The sequence below is a fragment of the Gluconobacter sp. P1C6_b genome (assembly GCF_018811945.1).
Lineage (GTDB): Bacteria > Pseudomonadota > Alphaproteobacteria > Acetobacterales > Acetobacteraceae > Gluconobacter.
Map to the genome: position 1 here is coordinate 35,687 of NZ_JACRVU010000006.1, position 13,667 is coordinate 49,353.

The 13,667-nt window shown below is 62.1% G+C and carries 17 protein-coding genes and 1 tRNA gene; 6 read left to right on the forward strand and 12 right to left on the reverse strand.

The features are described from left to right. The first annotated feature begins 94 nt into the window (after positions 1-94). Entirely contained in the window at positions 95-1,033 is a 939-nt protein-coding gene (locus KP701_RS06215; protein WP_215746366.1) for a glycosyltransferase family 2 protein, read from the forward strand. Here the strand turns inward: KP701_RS06215 and KP701_RS06220 are convergent. Both KP701_RS06220 and KP701_RS06225 read right to left on the reverse strand, forming a co-directional pair. Beyond that, positions 1,025-1,465 carry an HIT family protein gene (locus KP701_RS06220; protein ID WP_215746367.1) on the reverse strand — a complete coding sequence of 147 codons (441 nt, stop codon included), beginning with the start codon at positions 1,463-1,465 and terminating at the stop codon, positions 1,025-1,027. The genes KP701_RS06215 and KP701_RS06220 overlap by 9 nt on opposite strands. 34 nt (positions 1,466-1,499) lie before the next feature. Continuing rightward, complete coding sequence (locus tag KP701_RS06225) at positions 1,500-2,984, reverse strand: sugar porter family MFS transporter (protein WP_215746368.1); 1,485 nt, start codon at positions 2,982-2,984, stop codon at positions 1,500-1,502. A gap of 133 nt (positions 2,985-3,117) precedes the next feature. Here KP701_RS06225 and KP701_RS16475 point away from each other — a divergent pair, with 133 nt between their 5' ends. After that, positions 3,118-3,246: a hypothetical protein gene (locus tag KP701_RS16475; RefSeq protein ID WP_256445006.1), complete on the forward strand. Its 129-nt coding sequence runs from the start codon at positions 3,118-3,120 to the stop codon at positions 3,244-3,246. Here the strand turns inward: KP701_RS16475 and KP701_RS06230 are convergent. The 4 genes from KP701_RS06230 to KP701_RS06245 form a co-directional block, all read right to left on the reverse strand. Continuing rightward, entirely contained in the window at positions 3,233-4,039 is an 807-nt protein-coding gene (locus tag KP701_RS06230) for a metal ABC transporter permease (protein WP_215746369.1), read from the reverse strand. The two genes, KP701_RS16475 and KP701_RS06230, sit on opposite strands and share 14 nt — an antisense overlap. Beyond that, complete coding sequence (locus KP701_RS06235) at positions 4,026-4,715, reverse strand: ATP-binding cassette domain-containing protein (RefSeq protein WP_215746370.1); 690 nt, start codon at positions 4,713-4,715, stop codon at positions 4,026-4,028. The genes KP701_RS06230 and KP701_RS06235 overlap by 14 nt, the downstream gene beginning before the upstream one ends. Beyond that, positions 4,702-5,589, reverse strand: coding sequence for a metal ABC transporter solute-binding protein, Zn/Mn family (locus tag KP701_RS06240; RefSeq protein ID WP_252345446.1), 888 nt, complete (start codon positions 5,587-5,589; stop codon positions 4,702-4,704). The genes KP701_RS06235 and KP701_RS06240 overlap by 14 nt, the downstream gene beginning before the upstream one ends. 73 nt (positions 5,590-5,662) lie before the next feature. After that, the gene (locus KP701_RS06245) at positions 5,663-6,070 is read right to left on the reverse strand and encodes a lytic transglycosylase domain-containing protein (protein ID WP_215746371.1); all 408 of its coding nucleotides are present in this window, start codon (positions 6,068-6,070) and stop codon (positions 5,663-5,665) included. An 81-nt stretch (positions 6,071-6,151) separates the two neighbouring features. Between KP701_RS06245 and KP701_RS06250 the strand changes: the two genes are divergently transcribed. Next, positions 6,152-6,655, forward strand: coding sequence for an aminoacyl-tRNA deacylase (locus tag KP701_RS06250; protein ID WP_215746372.1), 504 nt, complete (start codon positions 6,152-6,154; stop codon positions 6,653-6,655). A gap of 51 nt (positions 6,656-6,706) precedes the next feature. Here the strand turns inward: KP701_RS06250 and KP701_RS16555 are convergent, their stop codons facing one another. From KP701_RS16555 to KP701_RS06270, 4 genes are all read right to left on the reverse strand, one after another. Further along, positions 6,707-7,144 carry a YjjA family protein gene (locus KP701_RS16555; RefSeq protein ID WP_225198159.1) on the reverse strand — a complete coding sequence of 146 codons (438 nt, stop codon included), beginning with the start codon at positions 7,142-7,144 and terminating at the stop codon, positions 6,707-6,709. A 126-nt stretch (positions 7,145-7,270) separates the two neighbouring features. Next, complete coding sequence (locus KP701_RS06260; RefSeq protein ID WP_215746373.1) at positions 7,271-8,413, reverse strand: AGE family epimerase/isomerase; 1,143 nt, start codon at positions 8,411-8,413, stop codon at positions 7,271-7,273. A gap of 140 nt (positions 8,414-8,553) precedes the next feature. Next, a tRNA-Ala gene (locus KP701_RS06265) sits at positions 8,554-8,629 on the reverse strand. A gap of 90 nt (positions 8,630-8,719) precedes the next feature. Beyond that, positions 8,720-9,331, reverse strand: coding sequence for a nucleoside triphosphate pyrophosphatase (locus KP701_RS06270; RefSeq protein ID WP_215746374.1), 612 nt, complete (start codon positions 9,329-9,331; stop codon positions 8,720-8,722). Positions 9,332-9,684: 353 nt separating this feature from the next. Between KP701_RS06270 and hemE the strand changes: the two genes are divergently transcribed. From hemE to hemJ, 3 genes are read left to right on the forward strand one after another with little or no spacing between them, the layout of a single operon-like run. Continuing rightward, on the forward strand, positions 9,685-10,746 hold the full coding sequence (gene hemE, locus KP701_RS06275) for a uroporphyrinogen decarboxylase (protein ID WP_215746375.1): 1,062 nt from the start codon (positions 9,685-9,687) through the stop codon (positions 10,744-10,746). After that, on the forward strand, positions 10,743-11,447 hold the full coding sequence (locus KP701_RS06280; RefSeq protein WP_215746376.1) for an HAD family phosphatase: 705 nt from the start codon (positions 10,743-10,745) through the stop codon (positions 11,445-11,447). Before hemE ends, KP701_RS06280 begins: the two co-directional genes overlap by 4 nt. Continuing rightward, the gene (gene hemJ / locus KP701_RS06285) at positions 11,444-11,890 is read left to right on the forward strand and encodes a protoporphyrinogen oxidase HemJ (RefSeq protein ID WP_011252598.1); all 447 of its coding nucleotides are present in this window, start codon (positions 11,444-11,446) and stop codon (positions 11,888-11,890) included. The genes KP701_RS06280 and hemJ overlap by 4 nt, the downstream gene beginning before the upstream one ends. A 99-nt stretch (positions 11,891-11,989) precedes the next feature. On the opposite strand, the gene KP701_RS06290 is transcribed toward hemJ, so the two are convergent. Together KP701_RS06290 and KP701_RS06295 are read right to left on the reverse strand one after the other, a co-directional pair. Next, positions 11,990-12,961 carry an SDR family oxidoreductase gene (locus tag KP701_RS06290; protein WP_215746377.1) on the reverse strand — a complete coding sequence of 324 codons (972 nt, stop codon included), beginning with the start codon at positions 12,959-12,961 and terminating at the stop codon, positions 11,990-11,992. A gap of 23 nt (positions 12,962-12,984) precedes the next feature. Further along, complete coding sequence (locus KP701_RS06295; protein WP_215746447.1) at positions 12,985-13,584, reverse strand: DedA family protein; 600 nt, start codon at positions 13,582-13,584, stop codon at positions 12,985-12,987. Positions 13,585-13,667: the final 83 nt, after the last annotated feature.

Here is a 13,667-nt window from a genome sequence, read left to right on the forward strand (position 1 = left end):
CCGGCGGGAGGGCAACCGACCATCACACTCTCTGCCGTTGCGTCCGAATGATTCCCTTTTCCTTTCTTTCGGCCTCATGCCCAGGTGCCGAAACATGACACAGAAAAGGGCCGAATCTTCCCGTCAGGTCGCCATTCTCCTGTCGCTCTACAATGGCGAAACCTATCTGGACGCCCAGCTTGCCAGCATCCTGGCCCAGACCCATCCTGACTGGACGCTTTACTGGCGCGATGACGCCTCAACCGATCTCTCGCGCGAACGGATGCGTGCCTTTGCCGAAGGCCCCGGACAGGGCCGCTGCGTCGAAATCACGACCCGCAACGGCCGCCTGGGCGTCGCAGGATCTTACGCGCATCTGCTCGACGCCATCCCCGACACGCCCTATGTCGCCTTCGCCGATCAGGACGACATCTGGGAACCGCAGAAGCTGGAATGGGCCCTTGATGCCGTCAGCCGTCGCGCGGCCGAAAAGCCGACCCTCTATTGCGCCCGCCAGTATCTGACAGACGCGGATCTCGTCATTTTCCAGGAATCCGCTCCCCTGCGTCGCAGACCTGATTTCCCGGCTTCCCTGACGCAAAACATCGCAACCGGCCACACCATCCTGCTGAACGCCGCAACCCACAGCCTGATGCGGAACACGCCACCCCCGCCTTCGGTCCTGCATGACTGGTGGGCCTATCTCCTGACGGCCGCAGCCGGCGGAGAGGTCATTTTCGACAACCGCTGCGTCAGCTACTACCGGCAGCACGCCCACAACACCGTTGGTGCAACCGGTTCCTTCATCAGACGCGCCTGGGCCGCCTGCCGTCGTGGACCGAAGGTCTTCATGACGATCTTCCACTCCAACGTGACGCATCTGCTGGACCGTCCGGAAAACCTGTCCGCTCCGGCCCGGCGCCTGCTGACGGACATCGCCGCCGCCCGCACATTCCGCGCCCGACTGCGCACGCTTTTCAGATATCCGTCCCTCCGGCGACAGCGGTTCTCCGAAACCACCGTCTTCCGGATCTGGTACCTACTCTCACGCTAGATCCAGATAACGCCGCATGGCCTCCATGAACGAGCCGTCCTGCTCCAGACTGAACGGCCGCGCTGCGTCGTAGTCATAGACCGTCCCCGCCGGGCGCGTGGCTTTTTCCGGATCTTCAGAGGCATAGCGCGGGACAATGTGAGTGTGCAGGGATGGCGCCAGATTGCACCAGGTCTCGTAATTGATCCGCACCGCGTCGGTGACGGCCAGCAACGCATCCCCGACCGCCGCCATATCCGCCAGATACTGCGCCCGCGCCTCACCCTTGAGATCATTGATCGTGGGCACGACCGGATCAGCCAGAAGCTGGCAATAGCCCGGCAGAGGCTGGGTCTGACCGATCACCAGCCAGCCCGATTTCATACGCCCGATAACAGAAGGGTTGCTGCCACATCGTGCGGCAGCAACCCTCTGTGCGATAACATCCGTCATGGTCAGTTCCCCTTCTGTATGAAGGGGAAAGCTATCATGCAGCGGCTTCGGCGTCCCCGTCATCGCTCTGCACAATCCGGGTATTCCCCGGCGTCGGACGGAAGCGCTTCTCAAGGAGAGCCTCTTCAATGTCCTCAAGCGACGCACCAGCCGTTTCCGGCACGAAGAAGAACACGAAGATCACGGATGCCAGGTTCACAAAAGCATAGAACCACATCGTCCAGCTCAGCCCGATGGCTTCGGCCATGCTCAGCGCCGTGCTGGTCACCAGAAGATCGGCCCCCCACAGCGTCGCGGCATGCAGAGACGTCGCCTGTCCGCGCATCGACAGCGGGAACATCTCAGCCCCCAGCAGCCAGCCACAGACCTGGATGCCGCCGGAATTGAACATCATGAACAGCAGCAGGAACACGACGATCATGTAGGCACCCACGCTGCCCGGAGCCGGATGGCTCAGGAACATCACCCCAAGCCCGACCAGCGACAGAGCCGCTCCCGGCCCCATGATGAGCATCAGGCGACGACGGCCGATCCGATCCACGAACATGCAGCCCAGGAACGTCATGATGCAGTAGATCACCGCCACACCCAGCGACGCCAGAAGGGCCGAGGATGTGCCGAAACCCGCATCATTCAGGAAGGTCGGCGTATAGTAGATCATCATTTCCAGACCGCCGCACTGCGTAAAGAACGCAACGCCAAGAGCGGCCACAAGTGCAGGGCGCACCCAGGGCTGGAACAGGCCGCGCCAGCCACGGTTCTTCGGATCGATCCCTTCCGCGTTCTCGCGGATGGTCTGCACCTCGCGGCGGATGGCCCGCTTGGTCGTGCGGATCCGGCCAAGCTGGATGATGGCACTCTTCATGCCCTCGTTCTCAGCCGCCCAGCGCGGGCTTTTGGGCATGAAGAACATCGAGATGAACACGATGGCCGCCGGAATGGCCGCAACACCGACCATCGGCCGCCAGCCCCAGTTCACCCGCTCCGTAAAGCCGATGATATTGGCGATCAGAATGCCCAGACCGATGGCCACGTTGAACATCGTAACCAGCGTGCCACGGCGCTCCTGTGGCGCCAATTCGGAAATATACATCGGCACGACCTGCGTCGAACCGCCAACCGCCAGCCCCAGCACGAAGCGCGCGCCGATCAGGCTCCACACATCCGGCGCCAGCGAACAGGCCGTGGCACCCATCACGAAAAGACCACTCACCATGCAGGTGGTATTCCGGCGTCCGAATTTCTCCGAAAGCCCTCCGGCCGCAAATGCGCCAAAGATGGCACCGAGCAGAATGGCGGATGCAACCCACTCCTTCATGGTGGCACCCAAGCGGAAATCATCCCCGATTAGCGGCAGCGTGCCGGAGATGATGCCCGTGTCATAGCCATAGAGACCACCGCAGATCGCGGCGACCACAGCGGCCAGAATCAGCATCAGCTTGGCGTTGGGAGAAACTTCGATGGACGCGGGATCGATGTGGTCCCGTCCGGTTCGGACTGTTTTCGTATCGTTTTCCATAGTGGGATAACATATCACAAAACGGATGGTTTTTCAGGCCCGGGAGAAAACCGCCAAAATTCGACCTGAAACACAGTCAGGAAAACACGATCAGGATTGACTATCACATCCGAAGACCGTCAGGATACGCCCCATGCAGACACCCGACACAACCAATGATGTTCCGGTTATTGGCACGAAAGCGCTGATCATCATGCATGGAATGCTGGTCGCATTCATCATGCTGATCCATTTCAAGCTATCCGGCCTTACAGACTTCTGAACCGACGCCACAGATCGGCCAGCGCATAGGACAGGGCGGCTCCAAGCCCGATCCAGAACGGCACAGGCGCGTCCGTCACCCAGGACAGCATCAGCCCACCCCATGACAGCCCCAGCGCCAGCCCGACCGAGAGCGCAATCCCGGCCAGCGGCCCAAGCCCGAGCTTCAGCGCCGTCGCGGCCGGCCCGATCATCAGACTGAACGCCAGAAGCGCCCCGGCCACTTCCGCACAGGCCGCGCAGGCCAGCGCCGCCACAGCCATGAACACCACCGAGACCAGCCGCGCCGGCACACCCCGCGCCCGCGCCACTTCCGGCGCCAGACTGGCAAACAGCAGCCGCCGCCCCAGAAACGCCAGCAGCCCCAGACACAGCACGGCCACCCCGCACAGCGCCTCCAGAGTCCGCAGATCGATCCCCAGCACATCGCCAAACAGCAGCGTGGTCGCCAGACTGGAACCACGGTTGCTCATGTGCAGGAACCAGGCCCCAAGCCCGAGACTGGCCGCGAGCACAAGCCCGATCGTGCTGTCCCGCTGGGCCGGAACGCCCCGTTCCCCTTCCCGCTCGGCCCCGATGACAAACCCTGCCATCAGACTGAACACCACCATCCCCGACAGCGGCGGAAAACCAAGCCACACCGCCCCGGCCGCACCGCTGAACCCGATATGCGACAGTGCATGCGCCGCAAATGCCTGACGGCGCAGCATCAGGAACCAGCCGACCGTCCCCGCCAGAACCGACACGACTGCCGCGCCCACAAAGGCATGGCGCATGAAATCAAACTCGAACATGCAGCCCCCCGTCCGCAAGCTGCATGACCCGCGTCACGACACCCGCCAGCGCCTCGGTTTCATGGGACGTCAGGACAATTCCGATCCCCAGACGCGCCGTCAGATCTCCCAGCAGACGCACCGTCTGCTCCTGTCCCGCATGATCAAGCGCCGCCAGAGGCTCATCCAGCAGCAGCAGATCCGGATTTCCCGCCAGAGCCTGCGCCAGACCGACCCGCTGACGCTCCCCGCCGGACAGCAGCCCCAGCGGACGATGCGCAAACGCCGAAGCCCCCGTTAGCGCCAGAAGCCGGTCTGCCTCTTCCCGCCGTGGCCGCAGACGCAGCGGCAGCCCCCAGCGCAGACCGTCCACCGCCGCCCGCACATGGCTGACCGCCGGAAGCAGAAGCGCCGCATCCGTAACACTCTGCGGCATGTAACCGATATGCTGCCGCGCCTGCGCCGGTGGCAGACCATGGGTGAGGATCTCACCGCCCTGAAGCGGCACCAGCCCCAGCATCGCCCGCAGCAGCGTGGATTTCCCGGCCCCGTTGCGCCCGGACAGAAGCGTCATTCCCGAGAGTGGCACCGTCAGGGACGCATCCCGCAACACGCAGGTCGATCCTGCCGTCAGCGTCACATCCCGCAGGACCAGCCCCCGCTCCGGCTGACAGCAGACCCTTTTAGTGTCCACCATCACCCAGCGCCTGCTCCACAGTCTGAAGAATCCCGTGAACCCAACCCTGCCAGGACTGACCGGGAGGCAGCGTCTCGCCAATCGCCACAACCGGCAGCCCCACCGCCTGCGCCCGATCCACCAGCCGGTCGATCTGCGGGGAATGAATGGCCGGATTGGTAATCAGCATCCGCACCTTCCGCCCGTCGATCAGCGTATCGACCTGCGCCACATCCCGCGGAGACGGCTCGGCATGGTTCATGATCGCCAGGGCAAAACTCTCATCCACGACATTCAGCCCCGCATCCCGAAGCAGCATCTCCCCGACCGGCTCGACGGCCGCCACGGGCACGGACTCATGATGCGCCTTCATTACGGCCAGCCAGGCCTTCACACCGTCGAGTTCCTTCAGGAACGCCCCCAGCCGCGCTTCCACAGCCGATGCCGAAATTCCCGGCTGATGCGCCAGCATGTCCGCAAAGACATGCGCGACCTTTCCCACCGCCTCTGGATCAAGAAAAAGATGCGGATTATCGCCGGGCTGCCATCCGGCAATCCCCGCCACCACGATCTTTCCGGGCACGGACGCCGCAAACGGCAGCGCCCAGTCATCATAGGTCGCCCCGTTCACCACCGCGATCGTCGCCCCTGCCATAGCCCGCGCCATGGAAGGCGAAGGCGTCAGATCATGCGGATCGATCCCCGGTGTTGCGAGCAGGGCATGGGTCTGCACATCCGCCCCGCCGATCTGCGCCGCCACATCGCACCACGCCGCCTCCGCACACACCACGGATACAGGAATTCGAGAAGGCTCGGCCTGAGCAGCGGCCAAACCGCTCCCAAGACTGCCCAGAGCCAGGCCAGCCAGCAAAAAAGCCGGGAAACAGCGCATCATTTTCCTCGGGAAAGCGTCATGGGTGTAGCGTTATAAAGTAACACATCCCGTCTGACCACCTCACCAGAGCCCCTCACCCCCGACGGAGATAGAGGATCGCCGCCGCGGCCACCACCTTACGCTGATAATCCAGATTGAGCGGCAGCGTCCGGGAATGATAATCCCCGATCGCCTTCATCAGATTGCCATGCTCGTCGTCCAGTGCCCTGCGCAGGATCATGGCTGCTGCCGCGATGTTGAAACACGGATCAAGCGCCAGTCGCGCCGCCACCTGCGGCACAGGCTGATGGATCATGGACGCGATCGGCAAAATCCAGCGCGAATTGATCTGCATGAGCCCGATATCAACCGACCCGTCCGTATTCGTACTGACATGACCCATCGTCCCGCCCTCGACCCGCTGGATCGCAGGCAGGATGCGTGGTGGCAGCCGGTAATGCAGGGCCGAAGCCAGCATGCAGGCCAGCAGACTAGCAGCCATGGTTGCGGACGAAACGCTGTTGAATCATGGTTCTGACCCTAGCATCGGACGCCCGCGCCTGCCATCCTGAACACATGCAAGATGACCGCACAGGACAGGAGGACAAGCGTGCAGGACACATCCGCGACCCTGACACTGGACGCGCTCGGCATTTCCTATGAACGCCATGTCTATGACTACGATCCCTCGGCCGGAAAACTCGGCGTGGCCGCTGCCGCAGCACTCGGCCTGTCGCCGGATCACGTCCTCAAGACCCTGATGGTGCAGATCGACGGCCGCCCCGCCTGCGTCGTGCTGCCTGCGGACCGCGAACTGGATTTCGCCCGCGTGGCCCAGGCCTTTGGAGGCCGCAAAGCCAAGATGCTGTCACGCCCCGATGCCGAACAGCGCACAGGCTACCGCATCGGCGGCGTCAGCCCCTTTGGCCAGCGCAGCACCGTCCCCACAGCCTTCGAACACTGCGGCATGGACGGCCCGCCCGTCGTCATCAATGGCGGAAGCCAGGGCCTCCTGATCGAGCTTTCACCCCAGGATGCCCTGACCGCCACCAACGGGATCACGGCCGATCTCGTCAAGCCACTTTAAGCCATCCCAAACCGGATGGTCGCGAACGCGACCACCCGGAACACGGATGCCTCAGAGCAGATTCTTCGCGCGGCTGAGGACCATGTTGCAGACTTTCTGCTTCATCTGCCCCTTCAGGCTCGACAGCGAAAACGCATTGCTGCCCCCCGTCAGAAGCTGCCCCTGCTGACCGGCCGTATAATCGCTGGACGACGTCACATCCTGCTTGCCGGTCAGGCTGCTCAGGGCCGAGGTCGCACCGCTGCCGCTCAGATAGTTGTTCTGCACACAGTAGCTCAGAACGCCAGCGACATTGCCCGTGCTGGCGGAAGAGATGTTCGGCAGCATGCTGCTCATCATGCCGGTGCCACCGGTCATGCCACTCATGCCCGACATGCCGCTCATGGCATTGCCTGCACTGCCAACGCCCGGAATGGACTGGGCATGAGCCGAGGACACAACAAGACCTGCTGCCGCAAGAACCGCGAAAATACCGTTTGAGTAACGCACCGTATTTCTCCTTCAGAGAACGTTCAGGGCAGCACCTGCCAGAAGTCGGAAACCGTCGCTGCCAGAATTCATACCGACCCCGGGGCCACGCTAACATAGCTGGACAGCAGGTCCACCCTTGCCGTCTCAGCAGAACTCCCGCGCCGCACCATAGATATGATAAAGCGAACTGGCCGGCACGTCCGGAACGCTCGCCTTACCAGACGCATCAAACCGGTCGATCCACAGAGCACGCGTGCTGTCAGGAATGAACGTCCCGAAGAAATGCTCCGTCAGGCCCCGCAGGATCTCCGGGTTCTCGTTCCGGCAGATCAGCAGGCGGCACAGCTCGGTCTGCGGCCAGATCCGCGTGGCGTTTTCCAGGGAGCGTCCATCATCCGCAATGGCATCCCGCACCGCAGTTCCCTGCCCTCCAGACCGCACTCCGTAACGCATCCCGAATGCGAATAGCCCATCCGCAGCCTGCCGGATCGCTCCTCTATCCTGCGCCACAGGGTTCAGACGCAGATAATCCCCCAGCAGCCAGGACCATTCGAACAGATGCCCCGGCTCCACCCGGTTTTCTCCCGGAGCCGCCACCGGCCGCCAGTCCGCTCCGAACTCCTCGGGCAAGACCCCGGACCCCGGCTGGATCAGCCGCTCCAGCGCCAGACGCACCAGCGCCGTCGCCTCGTCCAGATAAAAGCTGTCCCCTGACACCTCGAACAACACCAGAAACGCCTCAAGCAGATGCATGTGCGGGTTCTGATGCCTTACAACTCCCGTAGCCCCACCCTCCGTCAGCAGCACTTCATCCAGAAATCCGCCATGCTCCGCCGCGAAGATCTGGTGAAGCTCCACAACCGTCTGCCGCGCCACCGCGAGGAAATCCGGATTGCCGCTCAACCGGTAAGCCCAGCCATAAGCAAAGAGAATGAAGGCATGCGCATAAAGATCGCGCTGCGTCCCGACCGGCGCCCCGTCGGGCGCCACGGAAAAGATCCATCCCGCCTGACCGTCCCGATGCCGGTAAAGCCGCTCGACTTCCTCCAGACATGCCAGCGCCTGCGCCGAAGCATCATGCAGCCCGTCCAGCGCAGCCCGACAGAACGTCGAGATCTGCCGCGCCTGCACCATCAGGCGCGAGGCCGGCAGAACTAGCGGTTCTCCGGAAAATGTCAGTCGCTCATGATAAAGGCACCGGCTGCGATCAAACCCGACGCCGCTCCATACCGGCAGCACCGTCCGCTTAAGCCAGCCGCTCCACAGCGCCCGCTGGTCAGCATCCATGAAGGTGAGCAAGGGGGCGTGTCGCGTTCCGGTCTGCATCCGACTGCCGTATGAGAGCTGAACGCCCGCGTCAACAGATCGCGAGCTTGCTACGGCGGAGCTGAAACAGAAAATTCAGATTTTCAGGGAAAAAGGGAAACTGGTGGAGCCAATCGGGATCGAACCGACGACCTCCTGAATGCCATTCAGGCGCTCTCCCAACTGAGCTATGGCCCCACATGTTTCAAGCGGCCCCTTTGGGACGGGGCCGGATGAGGGCGGTATATCGTCATGATTTCGCCCTGACAAGCCTGAAAAACAGATTTTTTAGGCCGCAAGGACCTTCAGTTCCCGCAGTTCCTCCAGCAGCGGCAACAGCGGTAGTCCCATCACGGCATCCTGCGCCCCCTCGACAGCCGAAAAAAGCTGTATCCCAGACCCCTCGAGCCGATACGCCCCCACACAGGACAGGATCGCTGGCCCTTCCCGCTCCAGATAGGCCTTCAGAAAGTCGTCAGAGAAATCCCGTATGGTCAGGCGCGGCGACGCCAGATGCTCCCAGACCTTCTCGCCCCCCTTATAGAGAACGACAGCCGTGCGCAGGACATGCGTCCGCCCCCGCAGCCGGCGCAGATGCTCCGCCGCCTCGGCCACAGACCCCGGCTTGGCAAACGCAACGCCATCCAGATCGAGGATCTGGTCCGCCGCGACCGTCAGTTCATCGAACCCCGTATCCCGCGTCGCAAGGTTGGCTTTCGCATCCGCCAGCGCGATGGCCGTTTGGGAAAGCGTATGCCCCTGCTCTTCGCAGGATCGCCGCAGCGCCTCCTCGTCGAGATCGACCGGTCTGACCTGCACGGCCAGCCCCGCATTTTCGAGCAGCATGCGCCGGGCCGAAGAGCCGCTGGCAAGAATGAGGGAAGTACTGAAAGACATCATGAAGTACGACTCCGTACTATCGACTGTTGGAACAGGGACGAGTACTGCGGATCACCCGGTGAAGAGATTGCGTCAGTACTGGGGTACATGGGGATAGTACCTGCCCTTGCGAAAGGAGTACCGAGTACCGTGGATTGTACGGTACACCAGCCGGAACTGGGGGTTGTACACAGGCTCTCTGTGGGCAATTCGGGATTGAATCAACGACTCCCTTGCAAAGTGCGGCTTCTGGAGTTGTACACAGTGTGAGTAAGACGGGGTACATTTTCAGAAAGCCGGGTACCCCGGTATCCACAGGGATCATCTTAACCTCCAGCATTTCTTTCTTTTTTCTTTTATGATTAGTGGGCGGCATGATTTCGGAAAACGCACCTTCCTCACCCTCGTCGAAACCGCTTCTGCGGGCCCTCCGTGGTGAAGCCGTCTGGCCGCCTCCGGTCTGGCTCATGCGTCAGGCAGGCCGATATCTCCCCGAATTCCGCGCCATGCGTGACAGGGCCGACTTCCTGACCCGGTGCATGACCCCGGACATGGCCACCGAGCTGACGATTCAGCCGATCCGCCGCTACGGCATGGACGGTGCCATCCTGTTTTCCGACATCCTGATCCTGCCCTGGGCCATGGGTCAGTCCCTTGAATTCATTGACGGACGCGGTCCCGTGCTCGGCGCCATCCGCTCCGAAGCTGACCTCGCCAGACTGGACCCCAAACGCGTACAGGATGTCGTCGCTCCAGTGCGGGAAACCTTGTCCCGCCTCACAAAAGAGCTTCCGGACGTCACCACACTTCTGGGCTTCGCAGGCAGCCCGTTCACGGTCTCGTGCTACATGGTTGAGGGCGGCGGATCGCGGGATTTCGCCGAAACCCGCCGCATGATGCAGACCAACCCGGCCCTGTTCGATCGCCTGATCGATACCCTGACCTCGAGTACTGCCGAGATGCTCTGCGGCCAGATTGAAGCCGGCGCGGAAGCCGTGATGCTCTTCGATTCCTGGGCCGGAATCCTGCCGCCTTCTGCTTTCCGCCGCTACGTGATCGAACCGACGCGCCAGATCGTCGAGTACATCCGTGCCCGGCATCCCAAAACCCCGATCATCGGTTTCCCGCGTCTTGGCGGCATCATGGTTCGCGAATATGCGCAGAAAACCGGCGTCAACACGCTCGCTCTCGACACTGTTGCCGACCCGGCCCAGATCTCCGAACTGGTCTCCGAAGTCCGCCCCGGCCTGACGCTTCAGGGCAACATGGATCCCATGATCCTGTTTTCCGGCGGCGAGACAATGGTGCGCGAAGCCCAGGCCATTCGTGACGCGATGCGCGGAAAACCGCATGTTTTCAACCTCGGTCACGGCGTCATGCAGCACACGCCACCTGAAAACGTGGCGGCCCTCGTCGAGGCGGTACGCTCGGTATGACAACCGCTCTGGACCCGGCAGGCCAGCTGAAACTGGTCATTTTCGACTGCGATGGCGTTCTCGTGGACAGCGAAGGCCCGTCCTGCCGGGCCACGGCGGAATTCGCCCGATCCAAGGGGCTGTCCATTTCGGATGATGAGGCGCATAAGCGTTTTGCAGGCAAGGCCCTGCCGCAGATCGTGACGGAACTCGAGCAGGAACTCGGGCATTCCCTGCCGGAAGAAACGGCATTCAGATTGCGCGAAAATCTCGTACAGATGATGCGAAAAAGCGCAGAACCCGTAAGCGGAGCGCTCGAAATGCTGGCAGGCGTCCGGTCTTTGGGAATGCCGGTTCGCGTCGGCTCGAATTCTTCCGTCCGCGAGATGGAAGCCAAGTTCGAGCGTACCGGAATGTCGCAGTATTTCCCCGAAAACCGCATCCATTCCGCCAATGACATGGGCTGCCCCAAACCCGCTCCGGACGTCTATCTGTACGCCGCGAAGGCCGAAGGTGTACTGCCAGAAAACTGTGTCGTCATTGAAGACAGTAATACCGGTGCGGAAGCTGCCTGGAAGGCTGGAATGGCCTGTGTGCTTCTTCGCCCCGAGGATGTGCCCCTGCCCTCGTTCTGGCCTGTCGAAGGCTCCGTCCGCATCACGCATCTGGACGAGCTGGTACCCCTGCTGCGCCGGACGCTGGAAAGCCAGAAACACACATGACCGACTTTCTCGCGACCTATCAGAGCTGGATCCTGTCCCTGCACATCATGGCGTTCATCGCCTGGATGGCCGGGACGTTCTATCTGCCGCGCCTGTATGTCTATCACTGTCAGGTGGTACCGGGTTCGGCCGAGAGCGAGCGGTTCAAGGTCATGGAGCGCAAACTCCTGCGCCAGATCATGACTCCGGCCATGATCGTGACCTTTCTCGCCGGCGGCGCGCTGGCCTCCATTCCCGGCCTGATTGACTGGAATGCCGGCTGGTGGTGGACGAAGCTGATCTGCGTTCTGGGGCTCGCCGGATTCCACGGTGCCTGCGGGGCCTGGCGTCGCGCTTTCGCCGAAGACCGCAACCAGCATCCGGAAAAATTCTACCGGATCGCCAATGAGGTCCCCACGATCCTGATGATGATCATCGTCATCATGATCATCGTCCGTCCCTGATAGCGTCCTGATAAAAGTTTTTGGGTGTCGCCTTTTTTCAAAAAGGTGACGTTCTTTGAAGCTTTTTGGAAAAAGCTTCACCAAAAACTTTTATTCGTCTCAGAGCAGTCCGTATTTGACGCCGGTCATCTGTTCGGAGACGGTCCACAGACGCTCTGCCAGTGCCGGTACATGCGCCAGAGCCGGAAGCCCTGCGATCCCCGGCACCCCCCGGCGCTCTCCCGGGCCCTGCGGCCCGTAATAGCCGCCGTCCCGTGCCTCCGGACTGGCCAGCGCATACAGCAGCGGCCATGCGCCTTCCTCGACCGTCTGTCCCATGGCGTGAAAGACCGGCCCGGCCACACGCCGCGCCAGCCCACGCATGAACCGGGCCGCCCTGTTGGCGGACTGATCGAGACTGCCGTTATTCGCCACGATATCGCTCGCCGCCCAGCCCGGATGCGCGGCCCGTGAATAGATGGGCCAGGGTGCCTTGAGCGCCCGGCGGTTCAGTTCCAGCGCAAACAGCAGATTGCACAGCTTGCTCTGCCGGTAGCGGACCATCGGATTGTAGGAATGCCGCGCATTCAGATCGCCGAACGGGATTTCCCCCTTCAGAGCTGCCAGAGACGCCACTGTCATGACCGTCGCATTCCCGGTTGCCAGCAGCGGCAGCAGCCGTCCGGTCAGCGCAAAATGCCCGAGATGATTGGTCCCGAACTGAAGTTCGAACCCGTCCTTCGTCGTCAGCCTTGTCGCGGGTCCCATGACCCCGGCATTGTTCGCCAGAAGATGGATCGGCTCTCCCCGGCTGCGCATGGCTGACGCAAACGCTTCAATTCCCGCAAGAGACGCCAGATCCAGAAGCTCGAACCGTGCCTTCACGAATGGCACCCGCTCATGCAGCCGCGCCAGAGCCGCCTGCCCCTTGTCATGATTGCGCCCGCTCAGAAGGATCGCGGCGCCCTGTTTCGCCAGCCCGCAGGCGACCTCAAATCCCAGACCCCCCGTCGATCCGGTGATGAGCGCCGTCTTTCCGTCCAGACGCTCAAGGGAATCCGTGGACCATGCGGGTGAGGCGGTCTGTGTCATCGGGTCTGTCCTTCCAGTGTGGGTCAGCTCGGTTTCGTATCTGCGCGGGCTTCGTCGCGTTTTTCGTCCGCTTCGGCTTCCCTGAGCGCCTCTTCCGTCAGGCGTTTCTCGTTCTTCTTGAGAAAAACGAGCGCCCCGATCAGACAGCTCACCCCCAGAATGGCCATGACCACACCCACTGGACCCGAGATCTTCTCGATCTGTTTGCCCAGCTCATAGGTCACGAAAGCATAGCCTCCCGCCCAGCAGATGCCGCCCATCGCATTGAAGAACAGAAACGAATGCCAGGGCATCCGGTTCGCTCCGGCCAGCAGCGCCACGAACACCCGCAGCACCGCGATGAAACGGCCGAGGAACACGACAATCCCGCCATGCTTGCGGAACAGATACCGCCCCAGCATCAGTCGCTCTTCCGTCATGCCGACCTTGTAGCCGTGCTTTTTCAGAATGCCGTAACCGAAGTGATGGCCGATAAGATACCCGATATTGTCGCCCATGATGGCGCCGAGCACGGCGGCCAGTGCGATCGAGCGGATTTCCAGATGATGGGTGCTGCCCGCATAGAGCGAAGCGGCGATGATGACGCTCTCCGCCGGAAGAGGAAGGCCCATGCTCTCGAACATGACGATGATGCCGACGACGCCATAGCCGTAATGCACCAGCATGTGGTCGAGAAAATGACTGAGGTGAAACAGTGTCCTGGTCC

Bases quoted from the DNA above. Each gene is read 5' to 3' on its own strand.
- KP701_RS06250 (WP_215746372.1), top strand. From the start codon at position 6,152: ATGACCGCACAGGACAGGAGGACAAGCGTGCAGGACACATCCGCGACC.
- KP701_RS06215 (WP_215746366.1), top strand. From the start codon at position 95: ATGACACAGAAAAGGGCCGAATCTTCCCGTCAGGTCGCCATTCTCCTG.
- KP701_RS06225 (WP_215746368.1), bottom strand. From the start codon at position 2,984: ATGGAAAACGATACGAAAACAGTCCGAACCGGACGGGACCACATCGAT.
- KP701_RS06230 (WP_215746369.1), bottom strand. From the start codon at position 4,039: ATGTTCGAGTTTGATTTCATGCGCCATGCCTTTGTGGGCGCGGCAGTC.
- KP701_RS06260 (WP_215746373.1), bottom strand. From the start codon at position 8,413: ATGGATGCTGACCAGCGGGCGCTGTGGAGCGGCTGGCTTAAGCGGACG.
- KP701_RS06295 (WP_215746447.1), bottom strand. From the start codon at position 13,584: ATGTTCGAGAGCATGGGCCTTCCTCTTCCGGCGGAGAGCGTCATCATC.
- KP701_RS06290 (WP_215746377.1), bottom strand. From the start codon at position 12,961: ATGACACAGACCGCCTCACCCGCATGGTCCACGGATTCCCTTGAGCGT.
- KP701_RS06220 (WP_215746367.1), bottom strand. From the start codon at position 1,465: ATGACGGATGTTATCGCACAGAGGGTTGCTGCCGCACGATGTGGCAGC.
- KP701_RS16475 (WP_256445006.1), top strand. From the start codon at position 3,118: ATGCAGACACCCGACACAACCAATGATGTTCCGGTTATTGGCACGAAA.
- hemE (WP_215746375.1), top strand. From the start codon at position 9,685: ATGATTTCGGAAAACGCACCTTCCTCACCCTCGTCGAAACCGCTTCTG.
- KP701_RS06245 (WP_215746371.1), bottom strand. From the start codon at position 6,070: ATGGCTGCTAGTCTGCTGGCCTGCATGCTGGCTTCGGCCCTGCATTAC.
- KP701_RS06280 (WP_215746376.1), top strand. From the start codon at position 10,743: ATGACAACCGCTCTGGACCCGGCAGGCCAGCTGAAACTGGTCATTTTC.
- KP701_RS06270 (WP_215746374.1), bottom strand. From the start codon at position 9,331: ATGATGTCTTTCAGTACTTCCCTCATTCTTGCCAGCGGCTCTTCGGCC.
- KP701_RS06235 (WP_215746370.1), bottom strand. From the start codon at position 4,715: ATGGTGGACACTAAAAGGGTCTGCTGTCAGCCGGAGCGGGGGCTGGTC.
- KP701_RS06240 (WP_252345446.1), bottom strand. From the start codon at position 5,589: ATGATGCGCTGTTTCCCGGCTTTTTTGCTGGCTGGCCTGGCTCTGGGC.
- hemJ (WP_011252598.1), top strand. From the start codon at position 11,444: ATGACCGACTTTCTCGCGACCTATCAGAGCTGGATCCTGTCCCTGCAC.